The sequence below is a fragment of the Deinococcus arboris genome, assembly GCF_009755355.1.
Taxonomy (GTDB): Bacteria; Deinococcota; Deinococci; order Deinococcales; family Deinococcaceae; genus Deinococcus; species Deinococcus betulae.
Genome location: NZ_WQLB01000015.1, coordinates 80,757 through 99,008 on the forward strand (window position 1 = coordinate 80,757; position 18,252 = coordinate 99,008).

Sequence of the window (18,252 nt, forward strand, 5' to 3'; positions counted from 1 at the left end):
CGGCCTCGGCGTCACCAGCGGTTCAGAAGACTGGACGGATGTCCGTCTGGTCAAGTGGCGCAGGGCAGTCGGCTGATTCGTCGAATGCCGGCGCTGCTGAACCGTCCACTCAAGCATCAGCTCCGGCAAGTAATACCCCAGCCCCGAGTGCGACCGGGGTACGCCCGGCCACAGGAACAGCCTTGAAGGTCATCTATGATCCGAAGGCCAGTGCTGGCTTCAAATCTCTCGGTCAGTCGGGTACCGCTGCCCCATCAGAGGCGCGGCAAGTTCAGCAGCAGGCGAACGGTTCGACTCCGGAAGCGCCGAATGTCACGGCACGGGGCGGCACCCGGGTTCTGTTCAGCGCCGCCCCCGCTGCACCTGCGCGGGAGGCAGCGCCAGTGGAGGTCAGTGCTGCAGGAACCCAGCCGTCGGCTGGACCAAGCGTAGAGGCGCCGTTTCAAATGGGCCAACTGATTCCTGCGCGCATGGTGGTGGCCTTGGATCTGATTGAAGGCGGAACGGTCGAGTTTTTCGTGACCACCCCAGCCGCGCAGGGCAATTTTGTGTGGAAAGGTACGGCGACCCTGGACGCCACCAAACGGGTGCAGATGACCTTCACCGAACTGGCCCTCCCTACCGGGCAGGCCCTTCGGATCCGAGCGACTGGAGTCTCGGCAGACGGCACCATCGGCCTGACGCCGTCCTACCGTGCATCTGCTCCCTCGGCGGCCATTGACGCGGTCCGTGGGACTTTGACCGGAGTTCAGCAGGCTGCCAACGCTCAGTTGCAGGCGGGGACGACGGTGATCGCCAACGGCCAGACCACCGTGAGTAAAACAGCCCCCCCGTTTTGGATGACCCTGCTGGGCGGCGCTGTCAATAGTTTCAAGTTGCCGGAAAGCACGGCGTCAGTGGTCACTCTGGGTCACATCGACCGCGGCGCACCCCTGAACATCTTGTTCGTAGGCTTTGATGGGGGCCGGTAACCCCCTGCTCACCAAATTGGCCCGCCTGCGCGCCGCTCTTCGCACCGACCGGGTGCTGAGCGGCGCGCAGCTTGAGCGCCACTTTGACCTGAGCCCCTCGCAGTTGCAGCCCCTAAAAGACTTCACCCAGTTCAGTGCGACCTTGCAACCCGTCTACCGCAGTGTGCGTTCTAGGACTGTCGTCCCTTTCGTTACCTTGGAAGCGTCGATGGAGCGCCGGCTGAGTGCAGAGCAGGTGGGGCACCTGGCTGGCACAGCTGAGATTCGGCTTCAGCTGGCCGCCGCGCCTCAGGACTGGCAGTCTGGCGCGGCGGCCCTCGGCCGGTCGAACAAGCCCGATGCAGTGTATCTGCTGGGGGAGCACCGGGTGGCCATCGAATACGACGCCGGGTCGTACCGTGCGCGGGTCATTGAGCAGAAGCTGGAGCAGTTCTCTCGGGACTACGCTGGTTTGGTCTGGGGGGTTACCAGCGGCGTGCGGGCCCGCCGCCTCCAGGACCGTCTGGGCGCCCATGGGGTTCAGGTGCTGCACTTGAACTGGTGGTCGGATCAAGGGTGACGGCCGTTTGCGCCGCCACCTCATCTACCGAGAGCCGGGCCAGTGTGACCAGATGTGGTTCGGCCTGCGCCACCTTGCCCAGCCGCACGAACTGGGGCGTCAGGACCAGCAGGCGAGCCTCTTTCGACAGTAGGTAGGATCGGTGTTGAGTGAGGACTGTCCGGATCGCCCTCGGACTGAAGCCGCCACCGACACACTTGCCCATAACGAGCAGTGACTGCCCCTCTGGCGACACCATCCAATGTCGGTGGTGGGCGGCCGCCTGGTCGTAAGCGTGGCCCTGCGCCAGCAGCCCTTTCACACCTTCGCGGACGTATACATGGTTGATGGCTTCGGTGGTGCTCTGTACCCAAGGCCGCTGCTCGGGGTGAATATGGCGCTGCGCCGCAGGACCCAGCGTGACGACGCCGCCGATCAAGGTAGGAGCATGCAGGAGGTAGTGGTCTTGAATCAGCAGTCGGGTCTCCGCTGTCCCCAAGGCCTGCGCCACATCTCGAATGCTGACAGCCGACCAGCGGTCAATTTCACGGAAAAGGGCTACATGATCATCGCCCACCGGGCGACTCGGTGGGCGTGACAGGTCACGGTAATGGGTGGTGTAGGGAATTAGGGCTGGGTCAATGACCCGATCAGCGTTGGTCCGGACTTGACTGCCCACTGCTGTCCCTCCCAAGAAAAAGGAATGTGGTCCAGAATGAAACTGAGAGACTCGACTTGCCCAGTTTCAATCTGAGCCTTGGCGTACCGGTTCTTTTCCAGTGTGATGGCTTCCGGTGTGGCTCCTGGTCCTAGGCGGGCTGCTGCTGCGGCTCGCCCACTCGCGTTCAGGAGGGGCCACGCCTGTGCGCGGTGTACCACGATGACCGTTCCGTCTTCGCTGTTCCTTTGGGGTGTGGCCCGGTAACCAGGAGCCTGGAGCGTGGCCAGCATGACCTCGTATTTTCCAGGCTCAGTTTCGTTCGGTACGGCCGCCTTCAGATCTTCCATCGTCCACGTCGACATCGTGGTCAAAAACGTCGTGATGGCGCATTCGGCGTCATCTTCGCTGGGCCGGGCCGCGTGCTCACCACTCTGCCTGCACGTGCCGGTCTGGCCTTCAGGCGTTCCGGCACAGCCGCACAGGAGGAGGAAGGAGAACCAGGCCGCAGTCTTCATGGTTATAGCTTGACACTGATTTTGAGGAGGGTCGGCCAGGTGGCCCGAAAGGTTTCTGCGGTCGTCGCCGAGGTGTAGGCCGCACTTTGCCGTTCAACCTTATTGACCAGTGTGCCAGTCAGGACGGTGGAGCCGTACACCACTACCCCCTGGTCAACAGGTGAGGCCGTCTTGTAAAGCGCAATCCCTGCCTTCTTCAAGGGAAGGAGAAGCGGCGCGCCGCGCTGGTCCGTCAGGACGGTGACCCGCGCGCCGCCGCGCGCCGCCTTGACTAGGGCGTCGGCCAGCGCCTGGGGCATCTGATATGTGATCACCAGAACCTCGCCCTGGACGCGGCTCAGGCTGGCGTACAGTTGCGGTGCCTGCACGGCTAGTTTCTGGGGCGGCGCGTTGTACTGCTTGGACAGCTGTGTGGCGGCGGCGCGTTCAGCCGAGGTCAGTGGCCGCGCGTTCGTTGAGGTCTGTGCGCCGGCCACCGCGGCCCACATGCTGGCGACCAGGAGGACCCCGAGGGGGAACCGAATCACGGTGCCCTCAGCGTGGGGCTGCCTGCCAGCCCCGGAATAGGCATCCCTTCCGGGACAGCAACCCAGGCGAAGTGCGCGGCGGGCAGGGCGAATGTCATGGTGCCGAGACCGCCATTGGCAGGGGAGACCGTGCAGCCGGCAGGGGTGACCACCGTGTCTGGCATCAGCATAGGCACGGGCACATTCACGCACCCCTGTAAGGTGCAGTAGCGGGCATGAGCGAAAAACGTCTGTGGCCGCTTGTCGAGCATCGGTTCAAGTTGCTGCCAGGTCTGAAACAGATTGACAGCTCCTTGGGTAGAGGCGTCGGCCAAGGAGCCCACCTCCAGCCACCGCTTGAGTTCCTCCAGCTGCACCAGCTTGCCGCCTGAACGCGACTGATTGCTGATCAGCTGCGACGCTGCTGTTTGGGCCGTGAGGTAGGTGGCGAACTGAGGAAGTTGGGCTTTCTGAGCCACACTGGCTACTTTGGTGATGTTGGGAATCAGTCCAGCCACCGGGGCAAAAATGATCCCGCTCTTGTTGCCTGACCAGTTGGTGTAGCCGTTCCAGTGCATCGCCTCAGGCATTTTCGTGGCCAACAGCTTCAGAACGTTTTCCTGGTATTCGCGGTAGTACTGTTTCACGGCCTCGTTGCAGGTATTGCGAATGCGGCTGCGCACCTCATCCCAGTTAAAGTATGCCGGCATGGGGTAATTGGGGCCGGAGATGCCGTAGAACGATGAGCTTGGCATGTAGACGGTGCCCGGCAGGGGATATGCCGAGTCTGGAATCAGATCGGGTGCTTCCCGTCCCGCGCAGTATTCGCTCCGGGGCACGCGGGGGTAAACGTAGTTCGGCAGCTCGACGCCATCAGCCTTCATCTCGAACTTAAGGCCGCTTGGCAGCTTGAAGTCTTTGTGGGTCACGCCTGAGGGCACGCTGAGCTGATAGGTCGCCAGTTTCTTGGTGATGTCTTCCGGATTGCCAGCCAGCACCTTGGCTGCGGCGATAGCCAGTTCCCCAGCGCTGTTCAAGATGGGGGTGCACCCCAAGGGCCGAGTCGCGTAAGGCAGAAGGGGGAAGACAGTGGCCGCCGAGACGCTGCGGTTGAGATCGACACTCACCGCCCACCGAGTCTTGTCCTGAAAGCGTTGCCATTCATACTGAAGCGCACCGGCCACGTCGCGGCTCACGTCGAGGGAGGAACGCAACGGATTGGTCGGATCAAGTAAGAAAGGCACACTGAACTCGAAGGTGGGACAGCTTGAACTGGCCTTGCTGCCCAGGGCGCACTTGTTGTCGCGCCATGTCTTCAGCTGCGCCAGGTCTATGACTTCGATCAGGGACCTATTGCGGTACACCTGGGCATTTGGCCGGACGCGCGCGTCGATCAGTGACACGATGCCTTGTGCGGCGGCCCCACCACTCAGGACCGCCGCCAGCAGGATCAGATGTTTACCGGTCATTGCCTGTTCCGGCCAGCACGAGTGTCAAGGGCCCACCTACTTCGTACTGCTGTGCCGTGTTCAGGGTGGCACCGATCCAACTCCAGCTCACTGGCGTGCCCACTTCACTGCCCGTGGTGTCAATCGTCAACTGGCCGTACACCGTTTGTCCGGCGTTGATCCGGATGACGGTGTTTTGTTCGCCTGTCACATTGACTTTCATGGGCTTCGAGCCCGCTTGCATGCGGACATTTTTGGGGTCGAACACCAGGGCTTCGGTTCCTGCATTGGTGATGCGGTAGCCCAAGGTGACTTGATTGCCCGAACGGGTGCCGTTCAGGAAACCGAAGCGCAGCCAGTCTGGAGCCGTCTGCGGCCCAGTCACTTCCGGCGTAGGCGTGGCCGCGCTGGTGCTCACCGCCGGCGTACTGATCTCGCCGTCCGCCTCCAAGGTGTCGGTAGGAGCCGGATATTCAACCACTACCCGGCGGATTTGGCGGCCACTGGCGCTGGCCAGGCTGTAGACCACCTGAATGAGGTCACCGTTCGCCAGTCGCACCGTCATGCTGCCCCAGCCAGAGTTGGTAATGGCCTTCAAGAAGATGACGTTGCTGTCGACCTGTACGTCAAGCTGGTCATCACGACCCGACGTGATCTTTGCGACAGCATCGGGCATCTGAAGCTGCCAAGTCTCCCCCTGGTGGATCTGAAGCATCAGGGGCCGGTCTTTAAGGTCCAGCGCGTTGAACGTGCTGGTGATGTTGTTCCCCAGTGCAGGTGTCGCAGGGATGGCAACGGCGAGGGAGGCGGACGAAAGCAGGCAGAGGCCGAGGAGGATTTTCTTCATACCTTCACCCTAGGTGGAGGCAGGTTCACGCCAAAAAAAGAACCTCATCTGGCAACACAACGTGTTGGTCAAATGAGGTGACCGGAACGGTCAGACAGCGCCGCTGTCTCTCAGATGTCACTCCACAGGCGCAGGTGGCCAATGTGACTGACGATCTCAAGGGCAACGTCTTGCTTCAGGTTGAATTGCTGGCAGAACACAGAAAGAGGCTGAGTGCCTGCTTCCGCTGCCTGCAGCAGTTCATTGAGAGGCAGAGACATCGCCAAAGGCCAGAGTCCTTCGCGTGCCAAAGCGCGCGCAGCTCGTCCGGCTTCCTGATGCATGCTGGTCGTCTCGAAATCATTCTCGACGTCTGCATTGGCAGGAAGGGTTTCACCGTACATCCTGTTGTCGTCCTCACCGCTGTAGTTCAAAGACCACACCGGCTCGTACTGCGCTTCAAGCAGTTCGGCAACATTGTCCAGCGTCCAGAACTTCGCCACAGACTCTCCACGTGCTTTGGCTTGGCTTCTGATCTCACTGAGAATCAGATCTGGAGTGATCATGGCCTGATCAACTCCATATGCCAACAGCGAAGCGCGTGCAGCCCAAATGGTGCGAAGACGCTGGTCAAGGTGTTGACCACGTCCTCTGAGAAATGCAACCCCCTTCGGCAGTTCGGCGCGGTTGGCCTCTTCGAAGTACTTCAGGAATGCAATTCCTCCGGCGGGCTTCCAGCGGTGAATGATATCCACGCTGTTACTCGCAATGAAGCTGAAGGCCTCCGACCACCCTGAGAACTGCGGCGCAGCTTCCACGCTGAGCTTCAAAGCAATCGGCGCTGCAAACCTCCAGAGGTTGTCTGCAGCAGCCTGGGCTTCCGTGTGCCAGGCCTGCACGTGCTGATACCAGTTCAGGCACGCGAGGTAAAGCAAGTAAGGCGGCGTGGCCGACCAGACATTCCACCAAGTGTCATGCACACCCTTGTAGGTGGCCATCACATTGGCTTGCCACACCACATCGGTCTGGGTCAGGGCGACGTACTGCCGACGAATCTCATCCCGCGTCAGCTGCAACTGATCGCGAACGACCAGCTCCGACGTAGGGGACACGTTCCCTTGAACGGTGAACGTAAGAGCCTCCACTGCAACAGCAGAAGCAAAACCAAAGGGCCGACGCACTAGGTCTTTCATATTAACCTCCTGAGATTTGGAAAACGCACGGTCAGCATAACAAAAAAATCCTCCCACTCACGTGGGAGGTGCGTTTTCCAAAGGCTCAGCAAGCTAATCCCTTTGGTGGGGTTCAGTGTGACCGATTGTCGTGCGGCCGTCAACTCCCTGCCAGGCTGGCAGGAGCCGGTTGGCGAGCGCTGTGAGTCCAGGCGGGAAAAGGCCAAGTTGCCGCTGGACCGCAACTGTCCGCGCTGCCTGCGCTACGGCATCGGCGGACACGCCAAGGCTGGACAGCTCAGCCAGTGTCGTCGCGGACACCCCCCGGCTTGCCACAATGCATGCCACTGCCAGGGCCCGCTCCCCATCGCCAAGGGTTGGCCACAGCCGTGTCAACCTCTCCATCACGCTCACAGGCGCAGGCTTCGGGGGCGGGTTCCATGCAGGCTGCGTGAACGCGCTGTCCACGCTCGCCGCCCATTCTCTGGCCGTGTAGGGTTCAGGCTCCCCCTTGGTGTTGTGTGGCGGCACACGCCGGTCAAACGCAATGGCCTTGACGTCCTCCACACGGCCGCCTAGATCTCGCAGTCGGCAGGCCAGCCAGAATCCAGTCGCGTTGCGCCCCAGTCCGGCATGGGCGCGCTGGACAGCTTCGTCAATGGCCGGCGCCCAGTCGGCTGAACGGAGGGGGGTGGAGATGACCGGCGGCCGCGGCGACAGTTTGGGGATAGAGGATGGCCTGGTCACGGGTTCGATCAGGCCCAGCATGACGCGTGCTGGCAGTGGCAAGACTGCCAGGTCATCCAGTTCTGCTAACGGACGCGCCCAGCTGTAAGGCCCAGCGCAGCTGACCGTTGGGGGCAGGATGGCGTAGCCGCCGTCGCCGCGAATATCCAGTCCAGGATAAGCCTGGCCCAGGGCGCGTGCACTTTTGCCATTGAGCGTAGGAACGCGCCAAGCTGGTGCAGGCAAATGGAGGTGCCAGCCGCCGCTGCCTGTCCGGACATGCGGTTGAATGTTCCATAGAATCCGGAGTGCGTCGCCGGCCGGACCGTCCAGATCGATGACGATGCGTTCAGAACACCGGCCGGTGACGAAAGCGAGTCCTTTCCCCAGCGGCCGCCTGAACCACACTGCAATCATGTCGTCTGTGGCGGGCGTATCCATTAGGGGCTGCCAGGCGGGAACCCAGCGCCCCGGCACGCCTTCCTTGGGTCGGCGGTGACCGGTCTCCATCAGCACCAGATGGGGCCGCTTGTCGTAGAGGCCGCCTGCATTCACCGGCATAACCGACAAGCCGGCAGCCCGCGCCTCCAACGCCTCGTCCATCAGGTCACGTCCGGGCAAGCTCCGTCTCCTTGGCGTGGGTGGGGGCCGCCTCATCTGCGTCTTCTTTCAGGAGGTCCCGGATGGTGGTGGCCGCCGTGATGACGGGCCGGACTTCCCGCTGCATGGTCATAGCGAGAAGCCGCAGGGCACCGGGGTCAGGCTGCTCCATAAGGACCGTCAGGGTCCCGTCTATCAACTGGTACGGATAGACCCGGAGGTGGCGCTGCGTTTCAGGAGGCAGAAGGGCCCGTAGGGTGGGGTCAGGTGGGCTCCGGCGCACATCGGCGTAAGGCAGCCGCAGCACGGTCGCTTGTGCGCGTGCAGCCTGGTCATGGGTAATGACTTTGCTCTCCAGACACCCTTGAATGGTCATCCCGAGGTACAGGCCGATGTGCCTGGAAGTGGCGAGTGCCAGCGCCTCGGTTTCAGTCAGCCTGCCCCAGAGGGCTGTCGGGTAGGTCAACTGTGACACCCGGTCATAGACTGACGGGGGGACCAGGCAGAGCTTGACCTGTGGCCCCAGGGCTGCGTAGATCGGGTCCAGTGGCACGTCCGGGTCTGGAGTCAAAACGCAGCAATCGGTGTATTCCTGCCGGTGAGGGGTGATACCCAGGTGAAGGGCCTGCTTCCGGCTCAGCAGGTGGCCTTCAATACTGCTCAGACTTCGGTGGTCTGAATAGAACGTCCATCCGCGCTCGGCGGCCAACTCGCTCCAGACCGCCTGCACCTCATCAGCACTCAAGGTCGCCTCCAGGGCGCCCAGAAAGTCCCCACCATGAACAGCCTGATAGGCATTGGCGGCCTGCTGGCGTTCAACGGTCAGGGCCCGGTCTACCTGTCCGCTCATGGCCGCTCTCGCGCCACATCGGCAAACTGCGTTCCAGCCAAGAGGCACGCGTGCCGCCGGTAAAGCCCGGTGGTCATCACCTGCTTCGGCGTGTGAAAGCGCAACTGCTTTCCCTGTATCAATTGCGCGACTCTGAGCATGTACGGTTTCAGGCTGTCTGGAATGGTTTCTGGTTCTTGCCAGAGCTGCTGCGTTTTCGGACTTTGGTTGTGCAACTCGATACTGCTGCCGTCAGGTAGAGCGCTGAACGCCCAGCGGGCAGCTTGCAGCTCAGAGTGTAAAAGGCTGTCGCCTTTAACGGTGTTGCGCCAGGTGTGAATGCGGTTGACCCCCACCAGAACGGCCCCCACGTAGGTCTGTAGACCGTCGGTCAGACAGCTGGTGTGCAGCCGGTAGTCGATCATCGGTGGCAGCGGCGGTACGGTATGGGCGTTCAGCGCCTCCGCGTATTCTGCGAAGAGCGCGACGCCATTGATACGGCGCGCGAGTGACAATTCGAGGTTTCGGCTGTTCAGCAGTTGGGTCAGTTGAGGGGGTCGCTTGCTGCGCCGGTCGGCCAACCGCACATATTCGGTGTGCGGGGTGTGGAGGTTGACGGTCGTGTTGACCGTGCACCGTTTGAGCGCCTGAATCAACGCGACCGTCAAGGTGGTCTCCCGGTCCACATTGGCCGGCAGGCAGTACTGGAAACTCCGGCCCACTCCGTTCAGCACGATCAGTTCCGTTACCTCCATCTCTGCTGATTCCGTCAGAGGTTTCAGGTTCAACCACAGGTGCTGAAGAGAGGGTGTTCGAGGCTTGGATGGGCTCGGCGCTGGAGATTGAGTCATGGGTGGGGCACTCCTGGGTGGGGAGAGGGGAAGCAGGCTGATTCAGTTCAGCGGTCATCAGTGACAACACCTGCTCGATTACATTGCTGTGGTGAGCCAGGTCGCTGTAGATGGCGTAGGTGACCCCCTGACGATCACTGGTTCGCAGGCCGATCAGACCGTAGTCGGCGAGACGCTGGAGTGCGAGAGCGATATCCGCCGGGTCGCCCAGTCGAGTCAAGTCAGCGTGGCTGGCTAGAGCATTGCGGAGCCGCTGAAGGATTTTGATGATCCGGCGCGCCAGATCACTGCAGAAGGCTGGCGCCAGCGGCGCTGCCGGTTCCAGGTAGGTCGCCTGATACAGCCGCTTGCCCAGGGTGCTGTCCACGGGCCAGGCCACGCCCGTTTCGACAAGCTGAGACAGCGCGAGGGTGAGAGAGGTTTTGTCCAGTTGCAAGCCTGTGTAAATGTCGTTGTAGGTAACTGGATGGGGATGGCTTTGTAAAAAGCTGAGCACACGCGCTTGCAGAACGCGTTGCGCTTCGTCCAGGCGTCCCGGCAGAAGGAAGCGTCCTCCGTTGCCGCCACGGCGCTCAATCAGGCCTTCGGCACACAGCGTTTTGGTGACAGCGGCCAGTGTGTCGTATCCGACAGGCGCAGGGTACTTCGTGAGTTCACGCATCTCGGCCAGTGAGAGGGACGGATGCGTCGTCAGGAGATTCAGCACCAGACTGCGGTGCTCTGTTTGGCGTTGAAGGCTGGCGACTCCCATGCCGCGCACCTTAGAGACCCGCCTGCTTAGTTCTGACTATGCCGTGATTAGTTGAAGCGTAGGCTTGTGACGACAACGTAAGCCGAGGGTCTTATGCTGCTTACCATGCTCATGCCTGGCCGTCTCAATCGCCGACTGGCTCTTGAGGTGGACCGGACGAAAGCCCTGAGCCATTCTCAATTCCTGTCTCGCCGTGAACTGACGTGATCCACGCTGCGCTCGACCTGCGCTCCAGTGTTACCTGGCAAATGGAGAGTGCTGAGCAGACAGCGTTGGCCGCTTTGCAGTTGCAGCGTGATGCCCACCCCCGGGCGGCAGATCGGCGGAACGTCACTCGTGCGCTACAAGGTGCACGTGACAGTCGGCCTGAAGCGTGGCGCGCTGTCTATCTGGGTCACGCTGCGCCTTGCCGTGATCAGGGGGGCACCTTCTGGATGGTGTATCAGTCCTATGCAGCTCCATCTGATCTGGAGGCGTTCACCGCCCTGTTGCCGCCACATGGCCTTATCGGTCAGGTCGCTCCTGATTCACCCTACGGTCCTTTCATTCAGGTGCTGATGGTTCGGCAGGCCGCGGCTACAGATTGACCATTCAACGAGCGAAAAGGAGCTGGATGTCCCGCTCGGCATGCGCCAACTGGGGTTCGTTGCCCATGCTGCGGTGGATTTCGACAATGGTGCGCAGCACGTCTTCGGTAGGCGCGAGCAGCTGCATATGTTCGAAGTGCCGCAGCGCCTCGGGGAGGGCGCGCCGCTCCAGCGCTGATTTGCCCAGGACACCGTACGCACTGTAAAGGACGCCTGGGATCTCAGTATCGCGGAGGTCAGCTGCCCATACACTGTTGACGCCAGGCAGAAAATCCGTGCCGTCACTCAGGAGTTGCCGGATCTGCAAGAGGTTGTTCGTGCGTACCGCCCGCCGCAGCTCGTCAACATCCGTCCGCACGTCCAGATCATCGGAAAACACATAGCGGCGTGTGCTGTCCTGCACGATGGCGTCGTTTACTCCCGTGGCTTTGGTCAGGCTGGCCCGCAGTGTGTTAAGGGCGTTGCGGTGATCGCCTTTACCCTCGCCAATCAGCGTGCGCTGCAGTTCTTGGGAAGTGGCTGGTGGCAAGAGCGCCATCAGGGCGATCAGTTCCTGGGCCCGCGTGACATTCGATCCGCTGAGAGGCAAGGGCTTGCCGTCCAGCGAGACACTTAACTTGCCCAGTGTACGGATCGACAGCCGCTGCCGGGTGTCAGACCGGCCAAAGGCATACTCCTGCAGCTCCCCTGCATACCATCCCTGCCTGACGGCTTCGCGCAGGGCTTGGCGCACCATGGTCAGGTCTGGGGTGAGGTATCGCCGCGACTTGATCTTGCTATGAAGCGTCATGAAATCCCGGATGTGCGCCTCAGCCAGGGTGCCTTCCTCAGCGTGAATTTGAGCAAGGTAGGCGCGGCTTCTGACCGCCCACTCGGCCAACTCGCCCAGGTCGGTCGGCACCTGTTCAAACCATGCGCGCGCTTCAGCCAGATTGCCCATGGCGAGGTCTCGCTGACCCCGATGAAATTTCAGGAGATCCACCAACATAGTGCTCTGGGCCAGCTGCGGATGGATTTCCAGTAGGCTTTCGGCCAGCGCCAGCCGCCGGTCCGCCTCAACGTGCTGAAACTGCGCACGGAGAGCCTCAGACAAGAGGGCCTCAGCCATGTACTGACGGTCTGGTCGACTGCTGGCCCGCGCGCGCTCGACCGCCTGCATCAGGTGGGTCACGGCCTCGTCGAACTTGCCCTCTTTCATCCTCAGGTGGCCGAGCGCAAAGTGAATGGAGGTCGTTGTTCTGACCTGCGCCTCCTCGGCAATACACAGGGCGCGCTGGAGAAGGTCGTTGGCTGGAGTCAGTTCATCTGCGGCGCCGTGAAGAATCGCCGCATTCAAAAGGGGAATGGGGAGCCGAGCAGTCATGCCCAGCTGCTCGAAAATCACATGGGCCTGGCGCACCGCCATCATGGCTTCGTCAAGCCGGGCCAGCCGCAGATAGGACACGTTGAGGCCAATCAAGGCCACCCCCATGACGTAATCGAGGTGGTGCTGTTCTGCCAGCCTGGTCGCTTCAAGGAGCTTTTGAAGGCCTCCTTCGCTGTCTCCCCGCTCCCGGCTTACATTGCCTGCCATGGTCAACAAAATGACTTGCTGTTCGGCTGGATAAGCGTTCCAGTGCTGCCAGGCTTCGTCCAGCAGCTGAGCTGCATCGTCCACTCTGGCCTGAAGGAACAGACCGTGGGCCAAAGGCGGCAGCACCGTCATCCGGGTGTCGGGGCGTTCTGCCAAGGTGTGCAGGATGGCCATACCAGCCTGCAACTGCTCGGTTTCCATGAGACTGATGCCGTACATGCGCGCCAGGGAAGGCGATGCCTGGACCGCCTCACTCGGAAGACGGTCCAAGATGGACCGAATAACGAGGAACTGGCTCCGGCGGAACAGGGGCGGAATCACCTGCTCGGCCATGTCCAAGGCGTCATTTATCAGATTTGCGTGCAGCAAGAGATCCAGTGCGTGGATTGGCCGCTCATCGGTGAGGGCCCGCTGCGCGGCTTCGCGGTAACTGTCGGTCCACAGGTCAGGCGACTGGCGCAGCTGCTCATTCAGAACATTCAGCACCAGATCATGTGGTTGTGCGCCCACCGAGTGATGCAGGAGAGGCAGGCGGTGCAGGATTAACTGCCCCAACCAGTCGTCCGGCAAATCCAGCCCCAACGAATGAGGCAGGTACGACGTCCATGTGTCGTACGGCGCCAGTTGAGGCAGGGCACGCTGCAGGGTCGGAGGAAGCGACCGCAACACGGCTTTGATCAAGTCAGGGGCTGAGTGGCCGTACGCGCCGGCGACCGTCAGGGCAACGCCCATCGGCCACCCTTTCAAAGGGGTGAGGTCGCTGACCGCTGTCGCCTCAGCTTGCGTAGACAGTTGCGCGACTTCGGCTTCGTCGAAGGCCAGCTGCTCCGGCCCCAGAACCATCAAGCTTTGAGTGGCCACCAAGTAGGCCACCTCGACCGAATCCAACTGCCTCGAGGAAATAAGCAGACGGTGCTGTTCAGGAAGCGCCCGGATGAACCCCACCAGCCACGCCTCACTCTCGGCGCTCAGCCGTTCGGCATGGTCCAGCAAGAAAGTCGTCCGCTCCAGGGCGGCAAGGTGCTTCGCCAATTGACGCGCAGAGAGCGGACGTGTTTCGTTGGCGGCCGTGATATCGGCACTGACCTGTGGCGCCCTGCCCTGCAGGCTGTGCGCGAGGTCTTCAATGAGTGAGTACACGTCATTGTCGAGTTCCCGAAGATCAAGGCGCACCACGATTTCGCCAGCTTCCAGCGCGGCCTGCGCCACTTGGCCCAGAAGCACCGATTTACCGTACCCTGACGGACCCAGCAGCAGTGCCACATGCGGAACGTCTGTGCGGCGCATTTCACGCAGGAGGCGCTCACGCTGAATCGATAATTTCAAAGCACGCCTCGGCGCGTGCCTGGCGCGCAGTAGCCCCCCTCGGGCGCGTAATAGTTCAGGCCGAGCACGCCCATCGCCACGATGGCCACCAGCATGACAGCCACGTAGCCGACGCCAATGACTGCGGCCAGAGCCAGCGTCAAGATCACTACACCCGTCGCCACGAGATACCGCAGGAGGTCCAGTGCCCCGCACAGGAGATACCCGCATGCCAGCAGCAGCCTCATGCCGCCTTCCGTACGGTGCCACCGAGCAGGCGCGCCTGCCCAGAGCCCCCAGGGCGTGAACATTGGGCGAAGTGCTGCGTAGAGCGACTGGGTACGTGTACGGTTGGTCAACATAAGGCCTCCTTCCAAATTCAGCTTAAACGAAAAGGCCGGGGGTGGGTATAGGCATTTGTGGCAGACCTTCTCAGGGCGTCACCGTCAGTGCCGGAAGATCTGTTCGGCGATTGACCTTGCCCTGGGCGACAAAGATATGGGCGGCTTCAACAGCTGTGAACGTCGTGCGCGCGCCGCTGGCGAGGATTTTGTTTCGGTTCCAGATGCGTCCTTCGACACCCACCAACTGCCCCCGAGCGATAGTCACGTCACTCCCGTCACCGTACTTACAGACGTCCACCCAGTTCACCTCGGCGCGTTCAGGATGACTGACGGCTAGACTGACGTTCAGCACGGCCGTGTGGTCGACAAAACCCCGCTGGGCATCTGCGCCGGCGCGCCCGCTCAACACCACCCGCTGGAAACCGTTTCGCAGTCGGAAGCCCTGACCTACGTCCCGAACCAGATCCGAGGCGTGCCGTTCAATCGGCATCACGTTGAGAATCTTGACCTCTGTGCGTGGGGCCCGCGTGATGGTGTTGCGGGTTTGGTGTAGAAAGCCGGCCACAGTTAGGGCCTGCCCTTTGATGACGTGCACCGCGTCAAGGTGAGAACGTTCAATGAGACAGCGCTGGTAAAAGGCCATCGGTTTCGTGTTGCCGTCGGCGAAGGTCACGAGTTCCTCGCCGGCTACCACGAAGCTCAAGCAGTCACCTCTGGGCTCCGGCATCTGGGCCACACACCCGATCAGGTCGACCATACTGCCAAATTTGGCGGGAAGAATCATGGATTCAGCGTAGGCGACCCCTGGTTTGGCCCCAAAAAGGCCAAAAAAATAACCCTCAAAGCGAGAACCAAACGGTTCAGGCAATAAGGGCCGCGAAAGCAAACTGCTTTCGCACACTGACATCGTCAGTGCATGGCGGATTTCCACGGCAGATGCGTGGATCCGACGTACTCACCGGGGTGACTGGATGTATGCCAGGCCACCTCTTCTGCCACACGAATATCACTGTGTGGGAGGTAGTACGCTCGCGCCTGGTGTGCAGTGCCACTGACCTGCAACGCTGCCCTTAGTTGAAAGGCCAGGGTCGGGTTATAGGCACGCTCCAGATGCTCAGCCAGTTCCATGATGTGTCCTGGATCAGCCGGGTCATATACGTCCACAAGACCAAAGTGCTGGGCTTCGCGAACGGCCAGTTGAAACAGGCTCATGGGGATGAGCGATGCTTCGTCGTGGCTACTGACGACAGCGTCTTGCGGGTCAATGACCTGCATGACACCTAAGGAATCCAGCCAGTCCAGCGCCTCCTCTGATCTCGGATCTACCTGGTAAGACTCCACCAGAAGTTCACGGACACTGGGAGACAGACGGTCTGCTGGCGTCAGGCGGGCGAGACGGGTCCGGAAGGACATCGTCATCCGCGGTGAACCGACAGGACCCAGTGCCTCTTCACGTTCTGAAGTCAGGAGACGGACCGTGGCGTAGACAGCGTCGCGCACCCGCATGAGATAGGCGTCGTTATTGGCAAACGGCACCTTTCCACGCAGAGCACCGACAGGGCTAGAAGCCTGCTGCTGGCACTGGATGAGACGCTCGATCCACGTCTTCACCACCACATGCTCCAGACTCAGGGTGTACACCGCGTGCTTGAAGGCGCGGTCCGGGTGATTCACCTTCACCCGCTGCGCTGCCACAAGGTCAGCCAGCAGGTCGAGTGAACGTCCCATTTCGTCCGCCAGGGCGTTACGAAGGGTGCGGAGGGCCATCAGCGGTGCAAGCAAAGTCAGGGTACTGGTCATGGGTATTTCCTTTCCGCGCGGCTGTGGGGGGTCCCTCAGCCGCGCGAGCGGTGAGGGCACAGAGTGTGCGGAGAGGCTGCGTTTCCGAATCGCCGACGAAACTGAACGAACTCAAGGCCCCTTCAAATGGATGAATCCGTCAGCTGCCAACAGAAATGCTGGCGCTGTCTTCAAACCATGGAGGGTCTTTCTGCCTTCACTGGTGGTGATAGGCGTAGAGAAACTCCCGGGAAGCCTCTCCAGTTAGAAACAACTGGAAGGCTCCGGGTTCAGGCACGGCAACAACCGGCCGTGGCTCGCTGCGAAGGCGGCCATGGGGATGGTCACTGCTCTGGTACATCTGCGGGCGGAACGCTGTAGTAGCAGGGCGCGCAACGATAACGTTGTGCACCTGACCGTACACCAGAAGACGGTGACGGTCCTGCCCTCCTTCGCTCTGCACATCGAGATGCGCCGCTTGAACCCGTCGGGGTGCCCTGAATACGTCCGTGAAGACGTCCAGGTCAACCAAACGCAAAAAAACCCCCTGCCCCTGCGTCTCACGACGCCAGAGGCGTGTGAGATGCGAAGTGCCGAAGGTTGTGCAATGACCTTGACGGTCAGCAGACCGACCAAGGCCGGTAGGCAATACACTGTGCGCAGTGGGTGTCGCTGCAGTGTTGCCCCAACTATACGCCGTCAGCGCTTGGCCGTGTGTCAGGTCAAGAGGCGCTCAAGCCGGTGTGCCTGGAGCGTCAGGCCTGCTCCAGCGCATGACACTGCACCCATAACGTAGACGCGGTGACCACACCGTAGGGAAGTCAGCCACTCCCGAAGGTGCGGTGCCATCACGACCATCGTAAGGCCGTTCACTGTTACGTGCACCTGTGGCTCACCGTCATGATCCGTGGGCCAGGCGCTGACTGTGCCAGACACACTGAACATGTTCATGGAACCGTGGTGCGGTGCAAGAACTTCGAACGCGCTTGCCACAAGCCGGTGTGTGGCGGCGCCCTGCACCTGTACCAGCACCATGTTCCCAGGTTTCACCTGCCGAGCGGCTTTGTTCGCCAGTTCGTGCGTCACAACAATCTCTAAGGAACAGCCACTCACATCCACCGCAAAAAAAAGGCCGCCAGCGCCTGTCAACGGAAGTGGTGTTGACGTGACCTGGCCGACCAGAGCTCCATGCATCATGGCTTGACTGTAGAAGGGATGAGGTTCTGGACTAGCGGTTGCGTGCCAAGAGAATTGAGGTGGCGGCCAGAAAGCCGAGAGTGCTGACACTGGGCAGTGCACAGACGGCACCGATGACCAGGGTGCCGCTCCCCATCAGGGCAAGGACCCCTAGGCCTACGATGCCTGCCACCCGCTGCGCTTCGGTCTGTACAGGGAGGATGGCGGCCACGGTCAACACCAGGGCCATAGGAAGCCAAATAGGGGCGAACAGGGCCAGTGATGCAGCGGTGAGGGCGACAACCACCCACAGGAAGAGGCGGCGGTGGGCGGCAAAAGGCTGGAATCGGGCAGTCAGCATAGCTTCCTCCAGGAAAGAGAACTTGCCGGGACCAGCCTTGGGGTGGGTGCAGGAGGTTGGCTCTTTCAGTATGAAGTGAATCTGCCGGGGAAGGTGTGGCAGGCCTAAAGTCAGCTCGGGAATGAGATGGTCGCAGACCTGACTGTCAATTCCACTGCTGCTCACGCTCGGGCTCCGACGGGTTCTCTTCGTGGCCCTCTCGATGCCTCTGCTCAACCTCACTGATCAAGAGCAGTTCTGACAGAATCTGTCCCAGTTGATGTTGCAGTTCTAAGCGCCGGTGGGCCGCGTTGACCAGGACCTCAGCACTCTCCGTAGTGGCCGCTGCCGGTTTCGGAGGTACGTGAGTCGGCGGAGACTCGTCCAGACGATCTCTACGCTGCGGCGCTTGAAGATCGTCTACAGATCCACGTGTGAAGAAGCAGATGACGCGTGCTAACTGGTAGCCCCGCTGGGTGAGGCGGTAAGTGCGTCGGCGATGACGCTTGTACGCCGTCCATGAGTGATCCAGCCAACCGCGATTTTTCAAGGCATCCACCGCACCGTAAAACTGCTCAAGCGTGAGCTGCGTATCTATCAGGATGTGGTTGGGTAGTACCGGTTCGGGATAATGGTGAACCAGGCAAGTCAAGAGAACTCGCTGCGCCTTATTGCGCAGAAGATGCGCGGCGCTGAGGTGGGGAAGAATGATACGTGGCTTCCAGCTCATGCAATTTCTCCTGCTTGAATGGGA

18 protein-coding genes are annotated in these 18,252 nt (G+C 61.2%); 3 read left to right on the plus strand and 15 right to left on the minus strand.

All coding sequences use genetic code 11. From position 1 onward, the window contains the following. Positions 1–446: 446 nt before the first annotated feature. Together GO986_RS12320 and GO986_RS12325 are read left to right on the plus strand one after the other, a co-directional pair. Entirely contained in the window at positions 447–971 is a 525-nt protein-coding gene (locus tag GO986_RS12320; protein ID WP_157459606.1) for a hypothetical protein, read from the plus strand. Then, positions 958–1,530: a replication-relaxation family protein gene (locus GO986_RS12325; RefSeq protein ID WP_157459607.1), complete on the plus strand. Its 573-nt coding sequence runs from the start codon at positions 958–960 to the stop codon at positions 1,528–1,530. Before GO986_RS12320 ends, GO986_RS12325 begins: the two co-directional genes overlap by 14 nt. Here GO986_RS12325 and GO986_RS12330 read toward each other — a convergent pair. The 9 genes from GO986_RS12330 to GO986_RS12365 all read right to left on the minus strand — a co-directional run bounded on the left by GO986_RS12330 (position 1,436) and on the right by GO986_RS12365 (position 9,643). Further along, positions 1,436–2,188, minus strand: a complete 753-nt coding sequence (locus GO986_RS12330) for a hypothetical protein (RefSeq protein WP_157459608.1) — start codon at positions 2,186–2,188, stop codon at positions 1,436–1,438. The two genes, GO986_RS12325 and GO986_RS12330, sit on opposite strands and share 95 nt — an antisense overlap. Next, the gene (locus tag GO986_RS22590) at positions 2,137–2,685 is read right to left on the minus strand and encodes a hypothetical protein (protein ID WP_198170636.1); all 549 of its coding nucleotides are present in this window, start codon (positions 2,683–2,685) and stop codon (positions 2,137–2,139) included. Before GO986_RS22590 ends, GO986_RS12330 begins: the two co-directional genes overlap by 52 nt. Positions 2,686–2,687: 2 nt before the next feature. Further along, positions 2,688–3,212, minus strand: coding sequence for a phospholipase D-like domain-containing protein (locus GO986_RS12335; RefSeq protein ID WP_157459609.1), 525 nt, complete (start codon positions 3,210–3,212; stop codon positions 2,688–2,690). Then, complete coding sequence (locus tag GO986_RS12340) at positions 3,209–4,660, minus strand: hypothetical protein (protein ID WP_157459610.1); 1,452 nt, start codon at positions 4,658–4,660, stop codon at positions 3,209–3,211. The genes GO986_RS12335 and GO986_RS12340 overlap by 4 nt, the downstream gene beginning before the upstream one ends. Then, positions 4,650–5,486 carry a hypothetical protein gene (locus tag GO986_RS12345; RefSeq protein WP_157459611.1) on the minus strand — a complete coding sequence of 279 codons (837 nt, stop codon included), beginning with the start codon at positions 5,484–5,486 and terminating at the stop codon, positions 4,650–4,652. The genes GO986_RS12340 and GO986_RS12345 overlap by 11 nt, the downstream gene beginning before the upstream one ends. A gap of 110 nt (positions 5,487–5,596) precedes the next feature. Then, positions 5,597–6,658 (minus strand): hypothetical protein, encoded by a 1,062-nt coding sequence (locus GO986_RS12350; RefSeq protein ID WP_157459612.1) that lies wholly within the window; start codon positions 6,656–6,658, stop codon positions 5,597–5,599. Between the two features lie 93 nt (positions 6,659–6,751). Then, positions 6,752–7,984, minus strand: a complete 1,233-nt coding sequence (locus GO986_RS12355; protein WP_198170638.1) for a bifunctional DNA primase/polymerase — start codon at positions 7,982–7,984, stop codon at positions 6,752–6,754. Then, positions 7,971–8,813, minus strand: a complete 843-nt coding sequence (locus GO986_RS12360; RefSeq protein WP_157459614.1) for a GspE/PulE/PilB domain-containing protein — start codon at positions 8,811–8,813, stop codon at positions 7,971–7,973. The genes GO986_RS12355 and GO986_RS12360 overlap by 14 nt, the downstream gene beginning before the upstream one ends. Continuing rightward, complete coding sequence (locus GO986_RS12365) at positions 8,810–9,643, minus strand: hypothetical protein (protein WP_157459615.1); 834 nt, start codon at positions 9,641–9,643, stop codon at positions 8,810–8,812. Before GO986_RS12365 ends, GO986_RS12360 begins: the two co-directional genes overlap by 4 nt. Before the next feature lie 91 nt (positions 9,644–9,734). Here GO986_RS12365 and GO986_RS12370 point away from each other — a divergent pair, with 91 nt between their 5' ends. Next, positions 9,735–9,881 carry a hypothetical protein gene (locus tag GO986_RS12370; RefSeq protein ID WP_157459616.1) on the plus strand — a complete coding sequence of 49 codons (147 nt, stop codon included), beginning with the start codon at positions 9,735–9,737 and terminating at the stop codon, positions 9,879–9,881. A gap of 1,104 nt (positions 9,882–10,985) precedes the next feature. On the opposite strand, the gene GO986_RS12375 is transcribed toward GO986_RS12370, so the two are convergent. The 6 genes from GO986_RS12375 to GO986_RS12400 all read right to left on the minus strand — a co-directional run. Continuing rightward, on the minus strand, positions 10,986–13,880 hold the full coding sequence (locus tag GO986_RS12375; protein WP_157459617.1) for an AAA family ATPase: 2,895 nt from the start codon (positions 13,878–13,880) through the stop codon (positions 10,986–10,988). After that, positions 13,877–14,107, minus strand: a complete 231-nt coding sequence (locus GO986_RS12380) for a hypothetical protein (RefSeq protein ID WP_157459618.1) — start codon at positions 14,105–14,107, stop codon at positions 13,877–13,879. Before GO986_RS12380 ends, GO986_RS12375 begins: the two co-directional genes overlap by 4 nt. 184 nt (positions 14,108–14,291) lie before the next feature. Then, positions 14,292–14,987 (minus strand): single-stranded DNA-binding protein, encoded by a 696-nt coding sequence (locus tag GO986_RS12385; protein ID WP_157459619.1) that lies wholly within the window; start codon positions 14,985–14,987, stop codon positions 14,292–14,294. Between the two features lie 125 nt (positions 14,988–15,112). Continuing rightward, complete coding sequence (locus GO986_RS12390) at positions 15,113–16,003, minus strand: hypothetical protein (RefSeq protein WP_157459620.1); 891 nt, start codon at positions 16,001–16,003, stop codon at positions 15,113–15,115. 1,207 nt (positions 16,004–17,210) lie between these two features. Next, positions 17,211–17,519: a hypothetical protein gene (locus GO986_RS12395; RefSeq protein ID WP_157459621.1), complete on the minus strand. Its 309-nt coding sequence runs from the start codon at positions 17,517–17,519 to the stop codon at positions 17,211–17,213. Positions 17,520–17,664: 145 nt separating this feature from the next. Further along, the coding region (locus tag GO986_RS12400; protein WP_232337765.1) for a hypothetical protein at positions 17,665–18,252 on the minus strand (588 nt) is incomplete at its 5' end.